Here is a 22,879-nt window from a genome sequence, read left to right as displayed (position 1 = left end):
CGCGTTAGGCTCGGCACCATGTCCGAAACGATGCCCGCCACCCTGCTGGACCTCACCCAGGACGGCCCCGCGCTCACCGCCGCGCTGGTCGACTTCCCCTCGGTGAGCGGCACCGAGAAGCCGCTCGCCGACGCGATCGAGCAGGCGCTGCGCACGCTGCCGCACCTGACCGTCGACCGGTACGGCAACAACGTCGTCGCCCGGACGCACCTGGGCCGGGCCGAGCGGGTGGTGCTGGCCGGACACATCGACACCGTGCCGATCGCCGGCAACGTCCCCTCCCGTCTCGACGGGAACGGGATCCTGTGGGGCTGCGGCACCTCGGACATGAAGTCCGGCGTGGCCGTCCAGCTCCGCATCGCCGCGACCGTCCCGGCGCCCAACCGCGACCTGACCTTCGTGTTCTACGACAACGAGGAGGTCGCCGCCCACCTCAACGGCCTCGGGCACGTGGCCGAGGCGCACCCCGAGTGGCTGGAGGGCGACTTCGCCGTCCTGCTGGAGCCGTCCGACGGCCAGGTCGAGGGCGGCTGCCAGGGCACCCTGCGGGTCCACCTCCGCACCACCGGCGAGCGGGCGCACTCCGCGCGGAGCTGGATGGGGTCCAACGCCATCCACGCCGCCGCGCCCATCCTGGCGAAGCTGGCCGCGTACGAACCGCGCCGCCCGGTGATCGACGGGCTGGAGTACCACGAGGGCCTCAACGCCGTGGGCATCGAGGGCGGGGTCGCCACCAACGTGATCCCCGACGCGTGCACCGTCACCGTCAATTACCGCTACGCGCCGGACCGCTCCATGGCGGAGGCCGAGGCCCATGTGCGCGAGGTGTTCGCGGACTGCGGGGTCGAGGAGTTCGTGGTGGACGACCACACCGGCGGCGCCCTGCCCGGGCTGTCGCACCCGGCCGCCGCGGCCTTCATGGCGGCGGTCGGCGGCACGGCGCAGCCCAAGTTCGGCTGGACCGACGTGTCCCGGTTCAGCGCGCTGGGCGTGCCCGCGGTCAACTACGGCCCGGGCGACGCGCTCTTCGCGCACAAGCGGGACGAGCACGTCGCCGTGGACCGGATCACCCACTGTGAACGGCGACTGTACGACTGGCTCACTGCCTGACCTCCGTAATTTCGCCTTTTGTCACGTCCTCCGTCCTACCCTGAGCGGGAAACGATGTTCAGCGGAGGGAGCGGATCATGGGCAACCCCGAGGCCGAGGCCGAAGGACTGCGAGCGCTGGCCGAGCAGCGGCTGGGGCCGGTACTGCGCCGCCGGGAGCAGGTCCAGCCCGGCACCACCGATCAGCGGCTGCTGGACACCGCGGGCGACTCCGAGTGGGTCCACACCGACCCGTGGCGCGTCATGCGCATCCAGTCGGAGTTCGTGGAGGGCTTCGGCGCGCTGGCCGAACTGCCCAGCGCGATCAGCGTCTTCGGCTCGGCCCGCACCCCGGAGGGCACGCCGGAGTACGAGGCGGGCGTGCGGCTCGGCCGGGCGCTGGTCGAGGCCGGCTTCGCGGTGATCACGGGCGGCGGCCCGGGCGCGATGGAGGCGGCGAACAAGGGCGCCCGGGAGGCCAAGGGCGTCTCGGTGGGCCTGGGCATCGAGCTGCCCTTCGAGCAGGGCCTGAACCCGCACGTCGACATCGGCGTCAACTTCCGGTACTTCTTCGTCCGGAAGACGATGTTCGTGAAGTACGCCCAGGGGTTCGTGGTCCTGCCGGGCGGGCTCGGCACCCTGGACGAGCTGTTCGAGGCCCTGACGCTGGTCCAGACGCGGAAGGTGACCCGCTTCCCGATCGTGCTGTTCGGCACCGCCTACTGGTCGGGCCTGGTCGACTGGCTGCGCGACACGGTCATCGCCCAGGGCAAGGCCTCGGAGCGGGACCTGCTGCTCTTCCACGTCACGGACGACGTGGAGGAGGCGGTCGCCCTGGTCACCAAGGAGACCGGGCCCGGCCACCCCTGACGGGGCGCTCCGGGTGTTACGCCAGCCCCCGGCGGGCGACCGCCGGGGCGCGGTGGCCCGCGATGGACGCGACCATGTCCAGCACCTGCCGGGTCTCGGCGACCTCGTGGACGCGGTAGACCCGGGCGCCCAGCCAGGCCGAGACGGCCGTCGTCGCGAGCGTCCCCAGCAGCCGCTCCTTGACCGGCCTGTCGAGGGTCTCGCCGACGAAGTCCTTGTTGGACAGCGACACCAGCACCGGCCAGCCGGTGTCGGTCAGCTCGCCCAGCCGCCGGGTCGCCTCCAGGCTGTGCCGGGTGTTCTTCCCGAAGTCGTGACCGGGGTCGATCATGATCCCGTCGCGGCGTACGCCCAGGGCGGCGGCGCGCTCGGCCAGGCCCACCGTCACCCGCAGGATGTCCGCCACCACGTCGTCGTACGCGACCCGGTGCGGCCGGGTGCGCGGCTCCGCGCCGCCCGCGTGCGTGCACACCAGCCCCGCCCCGTACCGCGCGGCGACCTCCGCGAGCTTGGGGTCCACCCCGCCCCACGCGTCGTTCAGCAGGTCGGCCCCCGCCTCGCAGACCGCCTCCCCGACGTCGTGCCGCCAGGTGTCGACGCTGATCACCACGTCGGGGAACCGCCGGCGGACCTCGGCGACGAAACCGACCGTGCGGCGCGCCTCCTCCTCGGCGGTGACCTCTTCGCCGGGACCGGCCTTCACCCCGCCGATGTCGATGATGGCGGCGCCCTCCGCCACCGCCCGCTCGACGCGGGCGAGCGCCGGCTCGTCGTGGAACGTGGCGCCCCGGTCGTAGAAGGAGTCGGGCGTCCGGTTCACGATCGCCATGATCACCGGCTCGTGCGGCCCGAATTCCCGCCGTCCCAAGCGCAGCATCCCGTTCGTCCTCCTCGCGTTCGTCGCCTGCGACCTTAACCGTCGGTGGGGCATGGCACGATCGGCACCGTCGGGTTTTCGCTCCGGGTGGAGAGGCACGGTCGTGTTCTGGTTCTTGGCTGTAGCGATGGTCGTGGTCGTTGCCGCGGTCACCCTCGCCGTGATCGGCGGCGGGGAGAGCGACGTGCTCCCGGAGGCGGCGCCCGAGCACACGGTGGACCGGCTGCCGCTGACCCGCCCCGTCGGCCGCGTCGACGTCGACGCGCTGCGGCTGCCGCTGGCGCCGCGCGGCTACCGCATGGCGGAGGTCGACGACGTCCTCGGCAGGCTCGGCGCGGAGCTCGCCGAGCGGGACGCGCGGATCGCCGACCTGGAGGCCGCGCTCGCGGGCGCCCGCGCGGACGCGGCCGGCCGGCCGGAACCGTTCGACCTGCCCGGCGAGGCCCCGGGCGGGGAGGCGGGACACCAGCCGGGCGGGGAGCGGGACCGGTGACCGGGGAGGCACTGCCGGGCCAGGACGGGAAGCTGCGCTGCCCGTGGGGCCTGTCGACCGAGGACTACGTGCGGTACCACGACGAGGAGTGGGGACGCCCGGTCCACGGTGACGACGCCCTGTTCGAACGGCTCTGCCTGGAGGCGTTCCAGTCCGGCCTGTCCTGGCTCACCATCCTGCGCCGCCGGGAGGGCTTCCGGCGGGCGTTCGCCGGCTTCCGGATCGCCTCGGTCGCGGAGTTCACCGACACGGACAGGGGCCGGCTGCTGGCCGACACCGGCATCATCCGCAACCGCGCCAAGATCGACGCCTGCCTCGGCAACGCGCGCGTGCTGGCCGGCTGGGCGCCCGGCGAGCTGGACGCCCTGATCTGGTCGTACGCCCCGGACGCCGCCGACCGTCCGGCACCCCGCACCACGGCCGACGTGCCGGCGGTCACCGACGAGTCGACGGCGCTGTCCAAGGCGCTCAAGAAGGAGGGCGTCCGGTTCGTCGGCCCCACCACGGCCTACGCCCTGATGCAGGCCTGCGGCCTGGTCGACGACCACCTCGCCGACTGCGTCGCCCGCACCGACGCCCCGGCCTGACCGCCCCGGCCGCCCGGGCCCTCCCGGCCGCCCGGCTCCGGCCACCCCGGCCTCCGGCCACCCCGGCCCCCGACCGCTCGGCCCCCGGCCGCCCGGCCGGGACCGGCGTCCGCCCCGGCCCGCCCGCCCGGCGGGATCAGCGGCCGAGGTAGGTGGGCTTCTCCTTGGCGAGGAAGGCCTGCACCGCGATCCCGTGGTCCGCCGACGCGCCCGCCTTCGTCTGGAGCTCGTCCTCCTTCTCCAGCGCCTCGTCGAGCGTGTGGGCGGCGCCGTACGCCAGGGACTCCTTGAGCGCCGCGTACGCCAGGGTCGGGCCCGCCGCGAGGGTGCGAGCCACGGACGCGGCCTCCGCCGCCAGGTCCGCGGCCGGGACCAGCCGGGTCGCGATGCCCAGCTCGTACGCCTCCCGCGCGCTGATCGAGCGCGGGAAGAACAGCAGGTCCGCCGCCCGGCCCGGGCCCACCACCCGGGGCAGGGTCCAGGAGACGCCGGAGTCGGCGGTCAGCGCCACCCCGGCGAACGAGGTGTTGAAGGACGCCGTGTCGGCTACCACCCGGTAGTCCGCCGCCAGGGCGAAGCCGAAGCCCGCGCCGGCCGCCACGCCGTTGACCCCGGCGACCACCGGCTTCGGCATGCCGGCGATGGCGCGGACGATCGGGTTGTAGTGCTCCCGCACGGTGCTCATCGTGTGCTCGGTGCCGATCAGCGCGACGTGTTCCTTGAGGTCCTGGCCCACGCAGAAGGCCCGGCCCGTCGCGGTGAGCAGGACCGCCCGCACGGCGGTGTCCCCGGCCGCGGCCGTGAGCGAGTCCCGGAGGGCGACTTTCGCCTCGGTGTTCATCGCGTTCATGGCGTCGGGCCGGTTGATGGTGATCGTGGCGAGCCCGTCGCTCACCTCGTACAGCACGGTGTCGGCCATGGCAGGGTCCCCTTTGCGGCTACGGCGGTGATGTCCCGCCCAGCATGGCGGAGATCATCCCGCCCGGACATGTGACCTGCGTCAAAGAAGACCGGGCCCCGCCGACGTGTGCGGCGGCGAAGTATCGCAGGCGGATCGCCGAATTGGACGGTTTTGCGAGAGCGCGTTGCGCAAGCGATGCCGACCGATGTTGGTCATCGGGTCCTGCCATGCGGGATAATGACCTGGAAGCAATGTGTTCGATGCCGGTGATGCGTGCCCATGCCAGAGGGCCGTCGGCGACGATGAGCTGGTTTCAGGAAGGGGAACGAGCATGGCGGCCATGAAGCCGCGGACGGGCGACGGCCCGCTCGAGGTGACCAAGGAGGGGCGGGGCATCGTCATGCGCGTTCCGCTCGAAGGCGGCGGTCGGCTTGTCGTCGAGCTGACTCCGGACGAGGCCGACGCGCTCGGCGACGCACTCAAGAAGGTCGTCGGCTAGCGGAACGCCCCCTGTGTTTTCGGGAAGCCCCGGTGCGGTGCGCGGTGACGCGGCCGGGCCGGGGCTTCCGTCCTGCGCGGCCGTACCCGGGCCCGCGCACCCGTACGCGGCTCAGCCGCGCCGCACCGCGCACAGCAGCCCGTCGCCCACCGGCAGCAGCGCCGGCAGCAGCTCCTGGCTCTCCCGGACCGCTCGCAGCAGCTCCCGCACCCTGAGCACCTCGGCCGGCTGGGCCGCCGAATCCACCGTCCGGCCGTCCGCGAAGACGCCCTCGAAGCAGACCAGGCCACCCGGTCGCAGCAGACGCAACGATTCGTCGAGGTAGTCCAGGCACTCGGTGCGGTCGCCGTCGCAGAAGACGAGGTCGTACCCGCCGTCCGCGAGCCGGGGAAGGACGTCCAGGGCGCGCCCGGGAATGAAACGGGCCCGGTTCCCGGCGAAGCCGGCCGCCCGGAACGCCTGCTTGGCGAACTGCTGGCGCTCCGGCTCGGTGTCCACCGTGGTCAGCACGCCGTCCGGGCGCATCCCCTCCAGCAGGTAGATGCCGGACACCCCCGTCCCGGTGCCGATCTCCGCCACCGCCTTGGCGTCCGCCGTGGCCGCCAGCAGACGCAGCGCGGCGCCGGTGCCTGGCGACACCGAGGGCAGCCCCGCGTCCCGGGCCCGGTCGCGGGCCCAGCGCAGCGCTTCGTCCTCGGCGACAAAGGCGTCGGCGAACGCCCAGCTCGTCTGCCGGTTGGCGGTAATGACCCTCTCCTGTCCCCGTAGTTGGCGCAACGGTGACTGTAGCCGTTCGGGGCCGGGAACCCGCAGATGGGACCACGCGTTGTGGAGGGGTGGGGGGAGCACATGGATCAAGAGCCGAAGACGGTCCCAAATTCACGTAAAGATTCTTATCCGGAGCTAACGGGCGAGGTGGCTATGGTAGGGGCTCCACTGGACACCACCAGAGCCGATAGGGGAGGTGCGGCTGCGCCTGTGGATCGGGGAGGAGTGCTGCGGCGCCTTCTCAGGTCGGCGGGTGAGCCGAAATCCGTGACCGACACCGCTGACCGTTCCGTGCCCGCACCCTTCGCACCCACCACAGCGACCTTCGCATCGGATGCGGAACCGCAGGCGTGGACTCCGCCCTCGTGGGAGGAGATCGTCAGCACGCACAGTGGCCGGGTCTACCGCCTCGCGTACCGCCTGACCGGCAATCAGCACGACGCCGAGGACCTCACCCAGGAAGTGTTCGTCCGGGTGTTCCGCTCGCTGTCCACGTACACACCGGGCACCTTCGAGGGCTGGCTGCACCGCATCACCACCAACCTCTTCCTGGACATGGTGCGCCGCAAGCAGCGCATCCGGTTCGACGCCCTCGGCGACGACGCGGCGGAGCGGCTGCCCAGCCGGGAACCCTCCCCCCAGCAGGTCTTCCACGACACGCACTTCGACGCCGACGTCCAGCAGGCCCTCGACACCCTCGCTCCCGAGTTCCGCGCGGCCGTGGTGCTGTGCGACATCGAAGGGCTGTCGTACGAGGAGATCGCCGCGACCCTGGGGGTCAAGCTCGGCACCGTCCGCAGCAGGATCCACCGCGGGCGCTCGCACCTGCGCAAGGCCCTCAAGCACCGGTCGCCCGAGGCCCGGGCCGAGCAGCAGCGCGCCTTCGTGGCCGTGGGCGGGGAGGGCGGACCCGCGTGAGTGGCACCGGTCCGACCCCCGCGGAACAGCACCTGGGGGACCGCCTCGCCGCGCTCGTCGACGGCGAGCTCGGTCATGACGCCCGCGAGCGGGTCCTCGCCCATCTGGCGACCTGTCCCAAATGCAAGGCCGAGGCCGACGCGCAGCGCCGGCTGAAGACCGTGTTCGCCCAGGCCGCCCCGCCGCCCCCCTCCGAGGGGCTGCTCGCACGCCTCCAGGGGTTGCCCGGGGGTGCTCCGGGCGACGACGACCGGGGCGGACCCTTCGGCGGTGACGGACCCTACGGAGTGAGACCCGGCGCCTTCGGGTACGCCCAGGGGGCCGACTCCGGGTTCCGGATCCACGAAGTGGGCCGTCAGGAGCAGGAGCGCTCCCCGTGGCGCGGCCGGAGGTTCGCGTTCGCGGCCGCCAGCGCCGTGTCGTTCGCGGCCATCGCCCTGGGCGGTGCGCTGCCGACCGTCGCCACGGTGGACGCGCGCGGCGACGGCACGGGCAACAACGTCACGCCGCTGCGGTCGCCCGGACAGACCCAGAGCACCGGGTCCGGGGCCGGCGAGAACAGCCGCCGCCGGGGCGGTGGGTACGGCCCGGTGCGGACGGCCGACCGGCCGGTCACGCCGCTGTCCGCCGTACCGCTGCACGCGGTGCAGCGCCCGGGAGCGCACCCCTTTCTCTCGGCCTCCCCGCTCGGCGTGGTGAACGCGGCCGGCAGCGCGCCGCCCGCCCCGCTGATACGCCCCACCGGGGCGGTGTCGCGGCTCGCGACGGCCACCGGGACCACCCCGGCCGCCACCCCGTCACCGAGCTCGCTCTCCCTGCCCGCGGGCCACTGACCGGCGCCCCCTGCGCGGCGGCGGTCCGACCTGGTTGAATCCTGCGCAGGGGCGTCCCGAGGGGGCGCGTACGGGTACGCAGCGGGGAGAACATGGACGACGACAAGCCCACGGGGCCGAAGCCGAAGTGGTGGAGTCGCCCGACGCGGCAGCAGACCGTGACGGCCGGGCCGGAGACCGCCCCGGCCCCGGAGCAGGACACCCCGGAGCAGGCCGTCCCGGCCCCGGACGCCCCGGAGCAGGCCGTCCCGGCGCGCGAGGCGGCCGTCCCGGAGCCGCGCCCGTCCGACGCCACCGTGGCCGCCGCCGAACAGCAGCCCGCCGCCCCCGCCGCCGAACAGCAGCCTGCCGCCCCCGCGCGCCCGCAGCCGCTGCACCAGCCGGACGAATACCGCACCCCGCCCTACGGCGAGCCGGGCCCCTGGGCGCCCGCACCGCCCGTCCAGCGGCCGGTGGCGACCCCCGCGCACGGGACCACCGTCCCGCCCGCCTACGGGACGCCCCAGCCGGGCACACCGCACCAGCAGCCGCACCCACCGCAGCCCCGGCCCGCCGCCGCGCCCCCGCTCCCACAGCCGCAGGCCCACCCCGTGCCGCAGCCGACGCAGTGGTTGCAGTACGACCCGTGGAGCACTCCCGCCGGGCCCCAGGCCCCGCTCCTCCACCCCGGCGGCGCCGCGCCGCACGCCCCGCGCAAGGGCCGGCGCCGCGGCCCGGTCGTGCTGGCCGCGCTGCTCTTCGCGGGCCTCACCGGCGTCCTCGGCGGCGGTGTCGGCGCCTACCTGGAGCGGCACGGCGGCCTCACCACCGTCGAGCTCCCGCAGGCGGGCCCCGAGAACAGCGGCCGCGCCCCGGACAGCGTCGCCGGCATCGCGGCCCGCGCCCTGCCGGGCGTGGTCACCCTCCACGTCAGCGGCAGCGGCGAGCAGGGCACCGGCACCGGCTTCGTCCTCGACGAGCAGGGCCACATCCTGACCAACCACCACGTGGTCGACCCGGCCGGCACGTCCGGCGACATCACCGTCACCTTCAGCGGCGGCGAGACGGCCGCCGCCGAGCTGGTCGGCAAGGACAGCGGCTACGACCTGGCCGTCGTCCGGGTGAAGGGCGTCGCCAACCTCCGGCCGCTGCCGCTGGGCAACTCCGACAACGTCCGCGTCGGCGACCCGGTCGTCGCGATCGGCGCCCCCTTCGACCTCCAGAACACCGTGACCTCCGGCATCATCAGCGCCAAGGAGCGGCCGATCACCGCGGGCGGCGAGAAGGGCGACGGCAGCGACATCAGCTACGTCGACGCCCTCCAGACCGACGCCCCGATAAACCCCGGCAACTCGGGCGGCCCGCTGCTCGACTCCCAGGCCCGGGTGATCGGCATCAACAGCGCCATCCGCGCCGCCGACAGCGGCTCCGGGGCCGAGGGCGGCCAGTCCGGGTCGATAGGCCTCGGCTTCGCCATCCCCGTGAACCAGGGCAAGCGCGTCGCCGAGGAGCTGATCAACACCGGCAAGGCCGACCATCCGGTCATCGGGGTCAGCCTGGACATGAAGTACACCGGTGACGGCGCCAGGGTCGGGGACAAGGGCCAGGACGGCAGCGCCTCCGTTACGCCCGGCGGCCCGGCGGCCGAGGCGGGCGTCCGGCCCGGTGACGTCATCACCAAGGTGGACGGCCAGCGGATCCACAGCGGCGAGGAGCTCATCGTCAAGATCCGCGCCCACCGCCCCGGGGACCGGCTCCGGCTGACCCTGGAGCGGGGCGGCCGGGAGCAGACCAAGACGCTGACCCTGGGGTCCTCCGCGGGTGGCTGAACGTGCACCGGCAGGTCACCGCGGCGTCGCCGGCAGGTACCGCCCCGACAGCGCGGCCAGGTACCGTGTTACGGGCCCCGGGTCCTGCCGAGCGGACCGACGGGAACCGGCGGGCCGGCGGAACCGGCGGACCAGGACCTGACCGGACCAGGACCGGACCGGACCGGACCCAGTGAAGGAGCAGCAAGGTGTTCAATGACATAGGCGCACTCGAGCTGGTGGCGCTCGTGGTCCTTGCCGTGCTCGTGTTCGGCCCCGACAAGCTGCCGAAGGTCATCCAGGACGTCTCCGGCTTCATCCGCAAGATCCGTGACTTCTCCGAGAGCGCGAAGCAGGACATCCGCAGCGAACTGGGTCCGGAGTTCAAGGACTTCGACTTCGAGGACCTGAACCCCAAGACGTTCATCCGCAAGCAGCTCACGGAGAACGAGGACCTCAAGGAGATCCGCACCAGCTTCGATCTCAAGAAGGAGATCGACGACGTCGCCGACGCCGTCAACGGCCGCGAGCGGGACTCGTCCGTCCCCGCCGGGGTCAACGGCACGGACATGCTGAAGAAGGGCGACGGGCCCGGCCGCGGCGAGCGTCCGCCGTTCGACGCCGACGCCACCTAGATCCCCACGCACCGCACTTCCGGAAAGAGCCCCCGCAGGGTGGCTATCCTCTCCATCTGTCCGGTAGCGAGAACGCCCGTCGGGGCGTGCCGTCCCGGACTCCATGGATCGAGGAGGCGGCCGGGCAGATGGAGACGACGAGTCGAGTGGGGGCGCAGGGTGCCGCACCCGGCGCCACGTCGGCGCCCGAGGGGGCGGGGTCGCCCGAGGGGGCGCCCGCGGCCCGGCGTACGGCCGACGGCTATCAGCGGGCGTCCTTCCCCTGGTACGCACTGGACGAGGCGTACACCGGGCCGCGCTGGCTGATGCAGGTGGGCACGTCCGCCGACGGCACGGTGCAGCACGGCTCGATCGGCCACGGCGACGAGCCGTCGATACGGCCGGACCGGCTCGACCCGGCCGGCGCCGAGAAGGAGCGGTTCGCGGTCGTGGTGACGATCGCGGCGAGCCCCGTGCGCCGCAGCGGCGACGGTACGGGCGTGCTGGACGCCACCAGCGTGTCGTCCGCCGCCTGGCTGGCCGGCTCCGGGCTCCTCGCGTCCACCTGGCCGCCCCAGCTCGACCACACGCGGCGGGACGACTGGCTGGACCAGCAGACGGAGGCCGCCTTCGAGCTCGCCGACGACCTGGACGGCCCGGAGTGGTCGACGCTCTCCCTGCCCGTCGACGGCGTCCCCACGCCGTTCCACTACCGCGAGTCGGAGTTCGGCTGGGTGCTGGCCGGCACGACGGACCGGGGCGTCCATCTGGGCGCGTACGGCCGGGGGATGAGCGCCTACGGCCTGGGCTTCGCCGTGGTGCAGGACGTCGCCGCGTACGTCTAGCCGCCGGGTACGGGCGCACGGCCCCGTACGCCAGGAGTGCGCGAGAGGGGCACCGCTCGACGAGCGGTGCCCCTCTTCCGTCTTCCGTACCCGTGCGCCGGGGTCAGAACTTGTTGCGCGGGGTGATCCCCAGCGACATGCCCGACAGGCCGCGCTGACGGCCGCCGAGCTTGCCCGCGATGGAGCGCAGCGCGGCGCCCGCCGGCGAGTCGGGGTCGGACAGGACGACCGGCCTGCCCTCGTCGCCGCCCTCGCGCAGCCGTACGTCGATCGGGATGGAGCCCAGGACCGGCACCGTGGCGCCGGTGGTCCGGGTCAGGCCGTCGGCGACCTTCTGGCCGCCGCCCGTGCCGAAGACGTCGACCATCTCGTCGCAGTGCGGGCAGGGCAGGCCCGACATGTTCTCGACGACGCCGACGATCTTCTGGTGGGTCTGCACGGCGATGGAACCGGCACGCTCGGCGACCTCGGCCGCCGCCTGCTGCGGCGTGGTGACGACCAGGATCTCCGCGTTCGGCACGAGCTGTGCCACCGAGATGGCGATGTCGCCGGTGCCCGGCGGCAGGTCCATCAGCAGGACGTCCAGGTCGCCCCAGTACACATCGGCGAGGAACTGCTGGAGCGCCCGGTGCAGCATCGGGCCGCGCCAGACGACCGGCGTGTTGCCGGGAGTGAACATGCCGATGGAGATGACCTTCACGCCGTTCGCCGACGGCGGCATGATCATGTTCTCGACCTGGGTCGGACGGCCGTCGGCGCCCAGCATGCGGGGCACGCTGTGGCCGTAGATGTCGGCGTCCACGACACCGACCTTCAGACCGTCGGCGGCCATCGCCGCCGCCAGGTTCACGGTCACGGACGACTTGCCGACGCCGCCCTTGCCGGAGGCCACGGCGTAGACCCGGGTCAGCGAGCCGGGCTTGGCGAACGGCACCTCGCGCTCGGCGGTGGTGCCGCGCAGCGCGGCGGCCAGTTCCTTGCGCTGCTCGTCGCTCATCACGTCGAGCGTCACGTCGACGCCGGTGACGCCCTCCACGCGGGAGACCGCCTCGGTCACGCGGGTGATGATCGTCTCGCGCATGGGGCAGCCGGAGACCGTGAGGTAGACGGTGACGGCGACCGTCCCGTCCGCACCGATCTCCACCGACTTGACCATGCCGAGCTCAGTGATCGGTCGGTTGATCTCGGGGTCGTTCACCGTCGCCAGTGCTTCGCGCACCGCGTCTTCCGTAACCATATGGAGATGGTACGGCGCCGCCCCCGGCCCCCGGAAAGCCCTGTCAGCGGTCGGCTTCGTCACTCCGGTGGGATCCGCCGGGCGGGAATAGATCCCGGCGCTCGTCCAGCTCCCGGACGAGGTCCGCCAGCTCGGAGCGGATCCAGTCGCGGGTGGCGACCTCGCCGAGGCCCATCCGCAGGGCGGCGATCTCCCGGGTGAGGTACTCGGTGTCGGCGATGGACCGCTCGTTCTGCTTGCGGTCCTGCTCCAGGTTGACCCGGTCGCGGTCGGCCTGCCGGTTCTGGGCCAGCAGGATGAGGGGGGCCGCGTAGGAGGCCTGGAGGGACAGGGCGAGGGTCAGGAAGATGAAGGGGTACTCGTCCCAGCGCAGCTCGTCGGGCGCCGAGATGTTCCACACCACCCAGACGACGACGATCACCGTCATCCAGACCAGGAACCGGCCCGTGCCGATGAAGCGGGCGACCCGCTCCGAGAGCCGGCCGAACGCCTCCGGGTCGTAGGCGGGCAGCAGCTTGGGCCGCCGGATGCGCGGCTGGTCGAGCCGGATGCGGGGCGTGGACGGCTCGCCGGGGCGCTCATGCGCCATGCGGGGCCTCGCTCTCGCCGTCCGGTTCGAACTCCGTCTCGCGCCAGTCGTCGGGCAGCAGGTGGTCGAGCACGTCGTCGACGGTGACCGCGCCGAGCAGGGAACCGCTCTCGTCCACGACCGGGGCGGCGACCAGGTTGTAGGCGGCGAGGTAGCTGGTCACCGAGGGCAGCGGGGTGTCGGGGGACAGCGGCGCCAGGTCGGTGTCCGCGATGGCCGAGACGAGGGTGAAGGGCGGGTCCCGCAGCAGCCGCTGGAAGTGCACCGTCCCCAGGTACTTGCCGGTCGGTGTCTCGTCGGGCGCCCGGCACACGTACACCTGAGCGGCGAGGGCGGGGGAGAGGTCCTGCTGGCGCACCCGCGCCAGCGCGTCGGCGACCGTCGCGTCGGGGCGCAGCACGATGGGCTCGGTGGTCATCAGCCCGCCCGCCGTGCGCTCCTCGTACGACATCAGCCGGCGTACGTCGGCGGCGTCGTCCGGCCGCATCAGGGTCAGCAGGCGCTCCTTGTCCTCCTCGGGCAGCTCGGACAACAGGTCGGCGGCGTCGTCCGGGTCCATGGCCTCCAGGACGTCGGCGGCCCGCTCCTCCTTCAGCTTGCCGAGGATCTCGATCTGGTCGTCCTCGGGCAGCTCCTCCAGGACGTCGGCCAGCCGGTCGTCGTCGAGGGCGGCGGCGACCTCGGCCCGGCGCTTGGGGGTCAGGTGGTGCAGGACGTTGGCGAGGTCGGCCGGGCGCATCCGCTCGAAGGTGGCGACCAGGCTCTCGGCGCCCTGCCCGTGCTCCTCCAGCGAGAAGCCGGTCACCGCCGACCACTCGACGGTGAGCGTCTCGCCCTTGCGGCGCAGCGCCCCGCCGCCGCCCCGGCGGACCGCGACCTTGTCGATCTCCCAGTCGCGGCGGGCCGGGAGCTGCTGGATGGCCACGTCCAGGACGGTCACCTCGGAGCCGTCCTCGACGAGCCGGACGCGCCGGTCGAGCAGCTCGCCGAGGACCAGCCGCTCGGTGGGGCGCTGCTCGAAGCGGCGGACGTTGAGCACACCGGTGGTGATGACCTGGCCCGACTCGACCCCGGTGACCCGGGTCATCGGCAGGAAGATCCGGCGGCGGCCGATCACCTCCACCACCAGGCCCAGCAGGCGGGGCGGGCGGCGGCCGACGCGCAGCATCGCGACCAGGTCGCGGACGCGGCCCACCTGGTCGCCGTTGGGGTCGAAGACGGGGACGCCGGCGAGATGGGAGACGAAGATGCGGGACGCGCCTGCCGCCATGCCGCACACCTCCTCGCCTGCCGGGAAAACGTCCTTTGTGCCGGTTCAGGCTAGCCCGTCCCGGTGCGGGTCGCCCAGGCAGGGCGTCCGTACGGCTCTCTGCCGACCGCCGTGGGCGGCACGGGTACGCTGCGGTCTGCCAACCCCCCACGGTTTGATGAGAGGCAGTGCGCTGGTGACCCTTCCCGCCCCGGCTTCGCGCGCCCGCCGGGCCGCCCTCCCCGTCGCCCTGTGTGCCGGGCTGACCGCGGTGCTCACCGCCTGCGGAGAGGAACCCGATCCGGACGCGGGCACGAACGGGGTGGGCAGACTGTCCGCCACCGCGATCGAGTCCAAGGCGCGGGCGGCGGCCAACGGGGCGACGGCGGTGCGGCTGTCGGGGTCACTGGTCAGCAAGGGCGGCACCTACGAGCTGAACATGCGGCTGAACCGGTCGGGGGCGGCGGGGTCGGTCGTGACCAGGACGTCGACCTTCGAGCTGCTGCGGGTCGGCGACGCCCTGTACCTGAAGGCCGACGCGGACTTCTGGGCGAGCGCGACGGGCGAGGACGGCGAGGAGGACGGCGCCGGCGGGTCCGGGGAGTCCGGGGAGTCCGGGGAGTCCGGGGAGTCCGGAGAGGCGGGCGGCTCCGGGGACCCCGGGGACGAGGCGGCGGACAAGCTCGACGACAAGTACGTGAAGGTGCCGCAGGACGACCCCTCGTACAAGCAGCTCCGGGGCTTCACGGAGATGAACGTCCTGCTGGGCGGGCTGCTGGAGCTGCACGGCGACGTGGTGAAGGGCGACCGTTCCAAGATCGGCGGGATCCGCACCATCAAGGTCGCGGGAGGCCCCAAGGGCGAGGGCGGAACCCTGGACGTGTCCCTGGAGGGCACGCCGTACCCGCTCCAGTTCGCCCGGGGCGGCGGCGCGGGAGTGGTCGTGCTGTCGGACTGGAACAAGCCGTTCCCGCTGGCCGCCCCCTCCAAGGACGAGACCCTCGACTACGGCCGCCAGCTCCCGCGCACCAGCGACTGACCGCCGCCGCGGGCACGCGCCCGGGCGCCCTGGTGGCCTCCGGCGCGCCGGCGCCCCGTGCGCTTCCCCCCGGGGGTGTCAGCGCTTCTTGCGCTTGAAGAGCAGCCGGGGCAGCGCGGCCGGTACCGGCCGGCGGGTGGTGGCGGTGGTGGGCAGCGGGCGGGCGGCCAGGGAACCGTCCGGGTGGGCGGTCGTGGCCCCGGTCGGCGCCAGTCGCAGGACCCGGCATTCGCGGGCCCAGCGGTCGGTCATGGTCTCCGCGTCCGGGGCGTTCAGCCGCTTGCCCTTGAGCTCGGCGACGGCGGCCTCCCACACCTCGGTCCCGGCGGCCAGCTCGGTCACGCCGGCGGTCCAGGCGACCACCCGGCCGCCCTTGTCCTTGCTGCGGACCGTCACCTCGGCCTCGGAGCCGTCGGTCAGCCCCGGCAGCGGCTGCTCGCCCGGGCCGTCGCCGACGACGTACGCCGCTCCGTCGAGCCATACGTGCCACAGCGCGCGGGCGGGGCCCCCGCCGCGTACCCAGATGAGGCCGGACTTCTTGGTGGCCTCCTCGACGAGGGCCTGCTGGAGCGACGCATTTGTCATGGGCCGCAGCTTAACCAGTCGGGCTACAGCCAGCCGTTGCGCTTCAGGGTGCGGTGGATGGCGAAGCAGACGCCGATGATGCCGGTCAGCACCATCGGGTAGCCGTACTTCCAGTGGAGCTCCGGCATGTGGTCGAAGTTCATGCCGTACACCCCGCACACGGCGGTGGGCACGGCGACGATCGCCGCCCAGGAGGTGATCTTGCGCATGTCCTCGTTCTGCGCGACGGTCGCCTGTGCCAGGTTGGCCTGGAGGATGGAGTTCAGCAGCTCGTCGAAGCCGATGACCTGCTCCTGGACGCGCGCCAGGTGGTCGGCGACGTCCCGGAAGTACTTCTGGATGTCGGGGTCGACCAGCCGCATGGGCCGTTCGCTCAGGAGCTGCATCGGCCGCAGCAGCGGCGACACCGCCCGCTTGAACTCGAGCACCTCTCGCTTGAGCTGGTAGATCCGCCCGGTGTCGGTGCCGCGCGTGGAGGTCTTGGTCGGCGGCGAGAAGACGTCGATCTCGATCTGGTCGATGTCGATCTGCACGGCGTCCGCGACCGCGATGTAGCCGTCCACCACGTGGTCGGCGATCGCGTGCAGTACCGCCGAGGGGCCCTTCTCCAGCAGCTCGGGCTCGCCCTCCATCCGGTGCCGGAGGTTGCGCAGCGAGCCCTGGCCGCCGTGCCGGACGGTGATCACGAAGTCCCGGCCGGTGAAGCACATCACCTCGCCGGTCTCGACGACCTCGCTGGTGGCCGTGAGTTCGGCGTGGTCCACGTAGTGGATGGTCTTGAAGACGGTGAACAGCGTGTCGTCGTACCGCTCCAGCTTGGGCCGCTGGTGGGCGTGGACCGCGTCCTCGACGGCCAGCGGGTGCAGTCCGAACTCGGCGGCGATACCGGCGAATTCGGCCTCGGTCGGCTCGTGCAGGCCGATCCAGGCGAAGCCGCCGCCCTCGCGCACCTGCCGCATGGCCTCGCGCGGGGTGAGGCAGGCGTCGGTGGTGTCGTCCTTCAGCCGGCGGCCGTCGCGGTAGACGGCGCAGTCGACGACGGCGGTGGACGTGGAGGGGTCACGGGTCGCGTCGTAGGAGTTGTACGTGTTGTAGGAGGCACTGCTCTTGCGCAGGGACGGGCGGACCGCTGCGCGCAGGTCACGGATCATCGACATGGCTGGCTCCTTCACGGAGAGGCCGTCGCGGGGCGTGGCACAGCCCGGAATGGGGACGTGTCGTTCCTTACGTCCGCAAAGCGGGCGGCACCTCGGGATCGCGGTGGCGGCGTTCGCTACAGACAGGCAAAACGGTGTGCTCTTCCGTCGTGCGAAAAGCCATGACCCCGGTGTCGCGCTCCCTGGGAACGAGCGCGAGGAGGCGGATGGGATGCCTCTCAGGTCACAGAGAAAAGCCGCGGGCGGAAGAGCGGGTGGTACTGCACGGTCGACTTCGATCCACCGCAGCCCCACCTCCTCCGGCCGGTCCCCCGTGGGGGATGACGTGTTGTCGGGACCGGAGAGTGCCTCTCCCGGCCACCGCCGGAGGAGCTCCGGCGTGCTGTCCCGAACAGCAGACGGCCAAGACTATCAGCCGACTGAGGGTCAATCCCTTACTTTGCCCGTTCCATACGCGCTCTATGCTCGCCACATGGGAGAAGTTCTTGCTCTGGTCGAGGCCCGTTTGCGCACCGCCCTCGGAGAACCGGACGCGCGCGCCGCGGTGACCTTCCTGGGCACCGACCGCATCGAGGTCCTCCGTTTCCCGGACGCCGCCCTCGGCCTGGTGAGGTACGCCACCCTCGGTATGGCGGACCGGCCGATGACCGACCCGGCCGCCGTCCTGGCCGACCCGGTCGAAGGGCCGCGCGCCGAGCTGCTGCTGACGGTACGGGCGGGGCTCGCCGACACCGACAAGGTGCTGCGCCCGCTGGCGGTCCTCGCGGCCACGCCGCAGGTGGAGGGCGTCGTCGTGGCCCCGGGCGCGTCCCTGGACACCGGCGAACCCCTGTGGCCGGGCGCGCCGTTCACCTCCGTGCTGGTGGCGGAGTCCGGCGGGCTGGTGGAGGACCTGGAGCTGGACGCGCCGATGGATCCGGTGCGCTTCCTGCCGCTGCTGCCGATGACGCCCAACGAGGCGGCGTGGAAGCGGGTGCATGGGGCGCAGGCCCTCCAGGAGCGGTGGCTGGCGGCCGGCACGGACCTGCGCGATCCGCTGCGCGGGCCCGTGCCCCTCGGCTGAGCCGGCCCGGCCGGCTCACTGGGTGCTCCATGCACACAGTGAGCGGGACGAGCTAATAAATGTGATCTACATCCATATTGGTGGGTGTCGGCGGCACACCGGACGGGTGATCGTCCTTGACGGGGCGACGGGCGGGGAGGACCGTTGAACCCTATGAGGGGCGAACCCAGTTGCCCGAAGTGCGGTGGTCGGGTCCGGGCGCCCGGTCTCTTTTCCGACGCCTGGCAGTGCGACCTGCACGGCGCCGTGCACCCGCTGCAGCCCGTGATCCCGCCCAGCGTCGAAGCGCTCGGCGTGGTGACGCACCGGTCGCTGGTGCCCGTGTGGATGCCCTGGCCGCTCCCGGTGGGCTGGCTGTTCACCGGCGTCGCGTACGCGGGGGACGACCGCAGCGGCGGCCGCGCCACCGTCGTCGCCTGCTCCGGCCCCGGGCCGCTCGGCGGCGTGGGCGAGCTGCTGCTGGTCGCCGAGGAACTGGGCGTCGGACTCGGGGCGCGGTACGCCGGGCTCGACGGCCCCGACCCGGGCCCCCATATGTGCACCGGCACCCGCCCGCAGGCCAAGGTGCTCGCCGCCGGCCGCCCCACCCCGCTCTGGCACGTCAGCGACGCCCCCGAGGACCGGGCCGTGTTCGCCGGTGAGGCGCGGGGTCTGTGGCTCTGGGCGATCGTCTGGCCCGAGAAGTCCGGCCTGCTGATGTACGACGAGCTGGTGCTGACCGACCTCCGCGAGGCCGGGTCCGAGGTGGAACTGCTCCCGTGCGGAGCGCTCAGCCCCAGGCTGCTGGACTGACGGGGCCGGGGGGTGCGGCCGGGGCCGTTATCCTTGGGTGTCCCCTGTCCGTCCCGAGCCCCGGAGTCCGCGTCGTGCGCATCGACCTGCACACCCACTCCACGGCTTCCGACGGTACGGACACCCCCGCCGAGCTCGTGGCCAACGCCGCCGCGGCGGGACTCGACGTCGTCGCGCTGACCGACCACGACACCACCCGCGGCCACGCCGAGGCGGTCGCCGCCCTCCCCGAGGGCCTCACCCTGGTCACCGGCGCCGAGCTGTCCTGCCGGATCGACGGCATCGGCATGCACATGCTGGCCTACCTCTTCGACCCGGACGAGCCCGAGCTGCTCGCCGAGCGGGAACTGGTCCGGGACGACCGCGTCCCGCGCGCCCGGGCCATGGTCGGCAAGCTCCAGGAGCTGGGCGTCCCCGTCCGCTGGGAGCGGGTCGCCGCCATCGCCGGCGACGGCTCCGTGGGCCGGCCGCACATCGCCGAGGCTCTCGTCGAACTCGGCGTCGTCCCCACCGTCTCCGACGCCTTCACGCCCCAGTGGCTCGCCGACGGCGGCCGGGCGTACGTCGACAAGCACGAGCTCGACCCGTTCACCGCGATCCGTCTGGTCAAGGCGGCCGGCGGCGTCACGGTCTTCGCCCACCCCGGTGCCACCAAGCGGGGCCGCACGGTGCCCGAGTCCGTCATCGCCGAACTCGCCGCGTACGGCCTCGACGGCATCGAGACCGACCACATGGACCACGACGGGCCGACCCGCGCCCGGCTGCGCGGACTCGCCGCCGACCTCGGGCTGCTCACCACCGGTTCCAGCGACTACCACGGCACCCGCAAGACCTGCGGGCTCGGCGACCACACCACCGACCCCGAGATCTACGGCGAGATCACGCGCCGCGCGACCGGCGCGTTCCCCGTCCCGGGCACCGGGGGACCCTCCCGGGCCTAGCCGTCCCGCACCCCGTGCTGCTGCCGCCGCCCCGTGGGCCGCGGCTCCCTCGGGCGCGGCTCGCCGGGGCGGACGCCGCCCCGCCCCGCCCCTCCTCACTTCCGTACGACCCTCTCTCGCAAGGCCTCACCGTGTTCGACGTCGCCGTCTTCGGCTCCCTGTTCCTCACCCTCTTCGTCATCATGGATCCCCCCGGGATCACCCCGATCTTTCTCGCCCTGACCTCGGGGCGCGCCACCAAGGTGCAGCGCCGGATGGCCTGGCAGGCCGTCGCCGTCGCCTTCGGCGTCATCACCGTCTTCGGCATCCTGGGCCAGCAGATCCTGGACTACCTGCACGTCTCCGTGCCCGCGCTGATGATCGCCGGCGGGCTGCTCCTGCTGCTGATCGCGCTCGACCTGCTGACCGGCAAGACCGACGAGCCCAAGCAGACCAAGGACGTCAACGTCGCCCTCGTTCCGCTCGGCATGCCGCTGCTGGCGGGACCCGGTGCCATCGTGTCCGTGATCCTCGCCGTCCAGCACGCGGACGGCGTGCGCGGCCAGGTCTCGGTGTGGGCGGCCATCGCCGCCATGCACGTGGTCCTCTGGCTGACCATGCGCTACTCGCTGCTGATCATCCGGGTCATCAAGGACGGCGGGGTCGTGCTGGTGACCCGGCTCGCCGGGATGATGCTGTCGGCCATCGCGGTGCAGCAGATCATCAACGGCGTCACCCAGGTCATCCAGGGCTCCTGACCCGGCCGCCCGCCACCGGCCACCCGCCCCCGCACAGCACTGCGCCCCCGTACGGATTCCGGCTCACATCGAGCGCCGGAGTCCGCGCGGGGGCGCGGTGGCATGTACGGGTTACGAGGCCGGGGCACCGGTCGGGCGGATCCAGATGCGCTGGCCGATCGAGGCGGCATGCTGCACGATCCGGTTGACGGAGGCGGCGTCCACGACGGTGGTGTCCACGGGCGTGCCGTCGACGTCGTCGAGTCGCAGGATTTCGAAGCGCATGGGGCTTCTCCCTTCGTCCGAGTTGATCCTCCTGGTGGAGAACTGTGTTTCGTTACCCGTTCCAACGGCTTGTAGGGGGCAAACATTCCCTACGCTAAAGAAAATTTTCGCACGTCTAAGTAATCGCGGGTGGATGGTGGCGACCGGGCTCCCGGACCCCGACAATGGGCACCGTATGAACCAGCACCCTGACACCCCCACCCTCAGCGAGCTCGGCACCCGCCTGGAGCGCACCAACGAGCTCCTCCAGCGGATGCTGGCCGAGGTCGCCAAGACTCCCTCGACACACGCCATCTTCGTCGACGCCGGTTACGTCCATGCTTCGGCCGGGTTGCTGGTGGCGGGCACCGAGGACCGGCGCTCCTTCGACCTCGACGCGGAAGGGCTCATCGAGGCCCTCATCGACAAGGCCCGCTCCGTCTTCGCCGACAGCCGGCTGCTGCGCGTCTACTGGTACGACGGCGCACGCCGCCGTATCCACACCCCCGAACAGCAGGCGATCGCCGAACTCCCGGACGTCAAGGTGCGGCTCGGCAACCTCAACGCCCACAACCAGCAGAAGGGCGTCGACTCCCTCATCCGCTCCGACCTGGAGTCCCTGGCCCGTCACCGCGCGATCAGCGACGCCGCCCTGATCGGCGGGGACGAGGACCTGGTCTCGGCGGTCGAGGCGGCCCAGGGGTACGGGGCCCGCGTCCACCTCTGGGGCATCGAGGCGGCGGAGGGCCGCAACCAGGCCGAACCCCTCCTGTGGGAGGTCGACAGCACCCGCACCCTGGACCTCGACTTCTGCCGCCCCTACGTCAGCCGCCGGCCCGTCACGACCTACGAGAGCGAGGGCGAGCCGCCGCCGTCACGGGACGAGGTGCGGTTCGTGGGCGCCCGGATCGCCGAGGCGTGGCTGGGGGAGCGCGGCCGGGCGGCCATGGCCGAGCTGCTGCCCGGGCACCCGTACCTGCCCGGGCCGGTGGACCAGGACCTCCTCATGGAGGCGGAACGCGTCCTGAGCCGGTCGCTGCGCGGGCACGCGGTGCTGCGGCGCTCGCTGCGCGACGGCTTCTGGCAGCACCTTCAGTCCCGGTTCTGATCAGGCCCGGTTCCGACCACCGGCGTGGTCGTCCCAGAACCGGGCGACCGTCGCCGCCGTCTCCCGCGGCCGGTCCGTGTTCGGTGAGTGCTCGGTCCCCTCGACGCGGGTACGCCGGGCGGCCAGCCGGCCCGCCATCGCGTCCAGCAGCGCCACCGGCCAGGTGTCGTCCCGGATGCCCGAGACCACGTGCACGGGCAGCGGCGGCTCCAGGGCGGCCAGCTCGTCGACACGGTCCGGCTCCACCGACAGCCGGCGCCCGGTGGCCAGCAACTGCGCCGGATTGTGCAGCAGCCAGCGCCGCCGCAGGTCCTCGCGATTGCCGCCCGCCTCGTCGGCGTCCTCCGGCGGGTCGAGCGCCCGCATCGCCTCCCACACCTGGCCCATGGTCATCACCGCCAGCGCGTCGCTCAGCAGCTTGATCTTCTCCTGCTGGGCCGGAGCGACCTGGGCGGGCCCGGACGACATCAGCGTCAGCGTGGTGAACGGCGCCGGGTCCAGCAGCACCGCCGCCCGGGCGATCTGCCCGCCCAGGGAATGGCCGAGGAGATGGACCCGGCCCACCCCGAGGGCGTCCGCCTGGGCAAGCACGTCACGGGCCAACTCCTCCTGCTCGTACGCCTGTTGGTCAGCCGGCCCGGGGGTCTCGTACTGCCCGCGACCGTCCACGGAGACGGTGCGGTAGCCGGCCTCGGCGAGCGGTTCGAGCATGGCGATGAAGTCCTCCTTCGACCCGGTGTACCCGGGCAGCAGGAGGGCCGTCCCTTTCGGCTCCGTACCGTCGGCGGGCGCCGCGTCCAGGACGGCGAAGTCACCACGAGCGGTGCGGAGGGCGTAGGAGCGGGCACAAGGGGGTGGGGTGAACGTGGGAGGGCGGCTCATGGGACGAGGCTAGCGGGGCCCGGGGTCCGGGCGCGGGTACGGCGACGGCCCCGCACCCGGAAAGGGAGCGGGGCCGTCGGCCGTGTGCGCGGGGTCCGTCAGCCCTCGGGCTGGGCGGAGGCCGCGGCCTTGACCGTCCGGCGCCGGCGCGGCTTGGCCTCGGTGACCGTCTCGGTG

At 72.9% G+C, this 22,879-nt stretch carries 26 protein-coding genes; 16 read left to right on the top strand and 10 right to left on the bottom strand.

All coding sequences use genetic code 11. From position 1 onward, the window contains the following. The first annotated feature begins 30 nt into the window (after positions 1–30). The gene (gene dapE, locus ACF068_RS02125) at positions 31–1,110 is read left to right on the top strand and encodes a succinyl-diaminopimelate desuccinylase (RefSeq protein WP_392272676.1); all 1,080 of its coding nucleotides are present in this window, start codon (positions 31–33) and stop codon (positions 1,108–1,110) included. 77 nt (positions 1,111–1,187) lie between these two features. Next, positions 1,188–1,958 carry a TIGR00730 family Rossman fold protein gene (locus tag ACF068_RS02120; RefSeq protein ID WP_392272220.1) on the top strand — a complete coding sequence of 257 codons (771 nt, stop codon included), beginning with the start codon at positions 1,188–1,190 and terminating at the stop codon, positions 1,956–1,958. A 16-nt stretch (positions 1,959–1,974) separates the two neighbouring features. Here ACF068_RS02120 and folP read toward each other — a convergent pair whose 3' ends face one another. Beyond that, positions 1,975–2,835 (bottom strand): dihydropteroate synthase, encoded by an 861-nt coding sequence (gene folP, locus ACF068_RS02115; RefSeq protein ID WP_392272219.1) that lies wholly within the window; start codon positions 2,833–2,835, stop codon positions 1,975–1,977. 103 nt (positions 2,836–2,938) lie between these two features. Between folP and ACF068_RS02110 the strand changes: the two genes are divergently transcribed. Together ACF068_RS02110 and ACF068_RS02105 are read left to right on the top strand one after the other, a co-directional pair. After that, positions 2,939–3,328 carry a DivIVA domain-containing protein gene (locus ACF068_RS02110; RefSeq protein ID WP_392272218.1) on the top strand — a complete coding sequence of 130 codons (390 nt, stop codon included), beginning with the start codon at positions 2,939–2,941 and terminating at the stop codon, positions 3,326–3,328. Beyond that, positions 3,325–3,915 (top strand): DNA-3-methyladenine glycosylase I, encoded by a 591-nt coding sequence (locus ACF068_RS02105; RefSeq protein WP_392272217.1) that lies wholly within the window; start codon positions 3,325–3,327, stop codon positions 3,913–3,915. Before ACF068_RS02110 ends, ACF068_RS02105 begins: the two co-directional genes overlap by 4 nt. Before the next feature lie 136 nt (positions 3,916–4,051). Here the strand turns inward: ACF068_RS02105 and ACF068_RS02100 are convergent, their stop codons facing one another. Beyond that, a complete protein-coding gene (locus ACF068_RS02100; RefSeq protein ID WP_392272216.1) occupies positions 4,052–4,834 on the bottom strand; it encodes an enoyl-CoA hydratase/isomerase family protein in 783 nt (260 codons plus the stop codon). Positions 4,835–5,147: 313 nt separating this feature from the next. On the opposite strand from ACF068_RS02100, the gene ACF068_RS02095 reads away from it, so the two are divergent. Continuing rightward, a complete protein-coding gene (locus ACF068_RS02095) occupies positions 5,148–5,315 on the top strand; it encodes a DUF3117 domain-containing protein (RefSeq protein WP_003966491.1) in 168 nt (55 codons plus the stop codon). 111 nt (positions 5,316–5,426) lie between these two features. Here the strand turns inward: ACF068_RS02095 and ACF068_RS02090 are convergent, their stop codons facing one another. Further along, positions 5,427–6,092 carry an O-methyltransferase gene (locus ACF068_RS02090; RefSeq protein WP_392272215.1) on the bottom strand — a complete coding sequence of 222 codons (666 nt, stop codon included), beginning with the start codon at positions 6,090–6,092 and terminating at the stop codon, positions 5,427–5,429. 144 nt (positions 6,093–6,236) lie between these two features. Here ACF068_RS02090 and sigE point away from each other — a divergent pair, with 144 nt between their 5' ends. The 5 genes from sigE (at position 6,237) to ACF068_RS02065 (ending at position 11,080) form a co-directional block, all read left to right on the top strand. Next, a complete protein-coding gene (gene sigE / locus ACF068_RS02085; RefSeq protein WP_392272214.1) occupies positions 6,237–7,001 on the top strand; it encodes an RNA polymerase sigma factor SigE in 765 nt (254 codons plus the stop codon). Then, entirely contained in the window at positions 6,998–7,834 is an 837-nt protein-coding gene (locus ACF068_RS02080; RefSeq protein WP_392272213.1) for an anti-sigma factor family protein, read from the top strand. The genes sigE and ACF068_RS02080 overlap by 4 nt, the downstream gene beginning before the upstream one ends. A 92-nt stretch (positions 7,835–7,926) precedes the next feature. After that, the gene (locus ACF068_RS02075; RefSeq protein ID WP_392272212.1) at positions 7,927–9,642 is read left to right on the top strand and encodes a trypsin-like peptidase domain-containing protein; all 1,716 of its coding nucleotides are present in this window, start codon (positions 7,927–7,929) and stop codon (positions 9,640–9,642) included. A gap of 188 nt (positions 9,643–9,830) precedes the next feature. Continuing rightward, positions 9,831–10,256 carry a sec-independent translocase gene (locus ACF068_RS02070; RefSeq protein WP_392272211.1) on the top strand — a complete coding sequence of 142 codons (426 nt, stop codon included), beginning with the start codon at positions 9,831–9,833 and terminating at the stop codon, positions 10,254–10,256. A gap of 128 nt (positions 10,257–10,384) precedes the next feature. Continuing rightward, on the top strand, positions 10,385–11,080 hold the full coding sequence (locus tag ACF068_RS02065; protein WP_392272210.1) for a hypothetical protein: 696 nt from the start codon (positions 10,385–10,387) through the stop codon (positions 11,078–11,080). 103 nt (positions 11,081–11,183) lie between these two features. Here the strand turns inward: ACF068_RS02065 and ACF068_RS02060 are convergent, their stop codons facing one another. From ACF068_RS02060 to ACF068_RS02050, 3 genes are read right to left on the bottom strand one after another with little or no spacing between them, the layout of a single operon-like run. Beyond that, complete coding sequence (locus ACF068_RS02060; RefSeq protein ID WP_392272209.1) at positions 11,184–12,317, bottom strand: Mrp/NBP35 family ATP-binding protein; 1,134 nt, start codon at positions 12,315–12,317, stop codon at positions 11,184–11,186. A 43-nt stretch (positions 12,318–12,360) separates the two neighbouring features. Further along, a complete protein-coding gene (locus tag ACF068_RS02055) occupies positions 12,361–12,906 on the bottom strand; it encodes a DUF1003 domain-containing protein (protein WP_392272208.1) in 546 nt (181 codons plus the stop codon). Beyond that, positions 12,896–14,176 (bottom strand): magnesium transporter MgtE N-terminal domain-containing protein, encoded by a 1,281-nt coding sequence (locus ACF068_RS02050; RefSeq protein WP_392272207.1) that lies wholly within the window; start codon positions 14,174–14,176, stop codon positions 12,896–12,898. Before ACF068_RS02050 ends, ACF068_RS02055 begins: the two co-directional genes overlap by 11 nt. 157 nt (positions 14,177–14,333) lie before the next feature. On the opposite strand from ACF068_RS02050, the gene ACF068_RS02045 reads away from it, so the two are divergent. Continuing rightward, the gene (locus ACF068_RS02045; RefSeq protein ID WP_392272206.1) at positions 14,334–15,194 is read left to right on the top strand and encodes a hypothetical protein; all 861 of its coding nucleotides are present in this window, start codon (positions 14,334–14,336) and stop codon (positions 15,192–15,194) included. A 78-nt stretch (positions 15,195–15,272) separates the two neighbouring features. Here ACF068_RS02045 and ACF068_RS02040 read toward each other — a convergent pair whose 3' ends face one another. Together ACF068_RS02040 and ACF068_RS02035 are read right to left on the bottom strand one after the other, a co-directional pair. Continuing rightward, positions 15,273–15,779 (bottom strand): hypothetical protein, encoded by a 507-nt coding sequence (locus ACF068_RS02040; protein ID WP_392272205.1) that lies wholly within the window; start codon positions 15,777–15,779, stop codon positions 15,273–15,275. Positions 15,780–15,802: 23 nt separating this feature from the next. Beyond that, positions 15,803–16,936: a magnesium and cobalt transport protein CorA gene (locus tag ACF068_RS02035; RefSeq protein WP_392272204.1), complete on the bottom strand. Its 1,134-nt coding sequence runs from the start codon at positions 16,934–16,936 to the stop codon at positions 15,803–15,805. 472 nt (positions 16,937–17,408) lie between these two features. On the opposite strand from ACF068_RS02035, the gene ACF068_RS02030 reads away from it, so the two are divergent. From ACF068_RS02030 to ACF068_RS02015, 4 genes are all read left to right on the top strand, one after another. Further along, a complete protein-coding gene (locus ACF068_RS02030; RefSeq protein ID WP_392272203.1) occupies positions 17,409–17,999 on the top strand; it encodes a suppressor of fused domain protein in 591 nt (196 codons plus the stop codon). A 153-nt stretch (positions 18,000–18,152) separates the two neighbouring features. Continuing rightward, positions 18,153–18,791: a DUF6758 family protein gene (locus ACF068_RS02025; protein WP_392272202.1), complete on the top strand. Its 639-nt coding sequence runs from the start codon at positions 18,153–18,155 to the stop codon at positions 18,789–18,791. 74 nt (positions 18,792–18,865) lie between these two features. After that, on the top strand, positions 18,866–19,732 hold the full coding sequence (locus ACF068_RS02020) for a PHP domain-containing protein (protein ID WP_392272201.1): 867 nt from the start codon (positions 18,866–18,868) through the stop codon (positions 19,730–19,732). A gap of 131 nt (positions 19,733–19,863) precedes the next feature. Further along, positions 19,864–20,469 (top strand): MarC family protein, encoded by a 606-nt coding sequence (locus ACF068_RS02015; RefSeq protein WP_392272200.1) that lies wholly within the window; start codon positions 19,864–19,866, stop codon positions 20,467–20,469. Positions 20,470–20,580: 111 nt separating this feature from the next. Here the strand turns inward: ACF068_RS02015 and ACF068_RS02010 are convergent, their stop codons facing one another. After that, entirely contained in the window at positions 20,581–20,733 is a 153-nt protein-coding gene (locus tag ACF068_RS02010; protein WP_392272199.1) for a hypothetical protein, read from the bottom strand. Positions 20,734–20,908: 175 nt separating this feature from the next. On the opposite strand from ACF068_RS02010, the gene ACF068_RS02005 reads away from it, so the two are divergent. Continuing rightward, positions 20,909–21,820, top strand: coding sequence for an NYN domain-containing protein (locus tag ACF068_RS02005; RefSeq protein WP_392272198.1), 912 nt, complete (start codon positions 20,909–20,911; stop codon positions 21,818–21,820). Here ACF068_RS02005 and ACF068_RS02000 read toward each other — a convergent pair whose 3' ends face one another. Continuing rightward, entirely contained in the window at positions 21,821–22,702 is an 882-nt protein-coding gene (locus ACF068_RS02000) for an alpha/beta fold hydrolase (protein ID WP_392272197.1), read from the bottom strand. Between the last annotated feature and the right edge of the window lie 177 nt (positions 22,703–22,879).

Origin of the sequence: Streptomyces sp. NPDC016309 (genome assembly GCF_043077235.1) — a bacterium.
Taxonomy (GTDB): domain Bacteria; phylum Actinomycetota; class Actinomycetes; order Streptomycetales; family Streptomycetaceae; genus Streptomyces.
The sequence above is the reverse complement of the archived record's forward strand: the minus strand, read 5'-3'. Positions and strand labels throughout refer to the sequence as shown.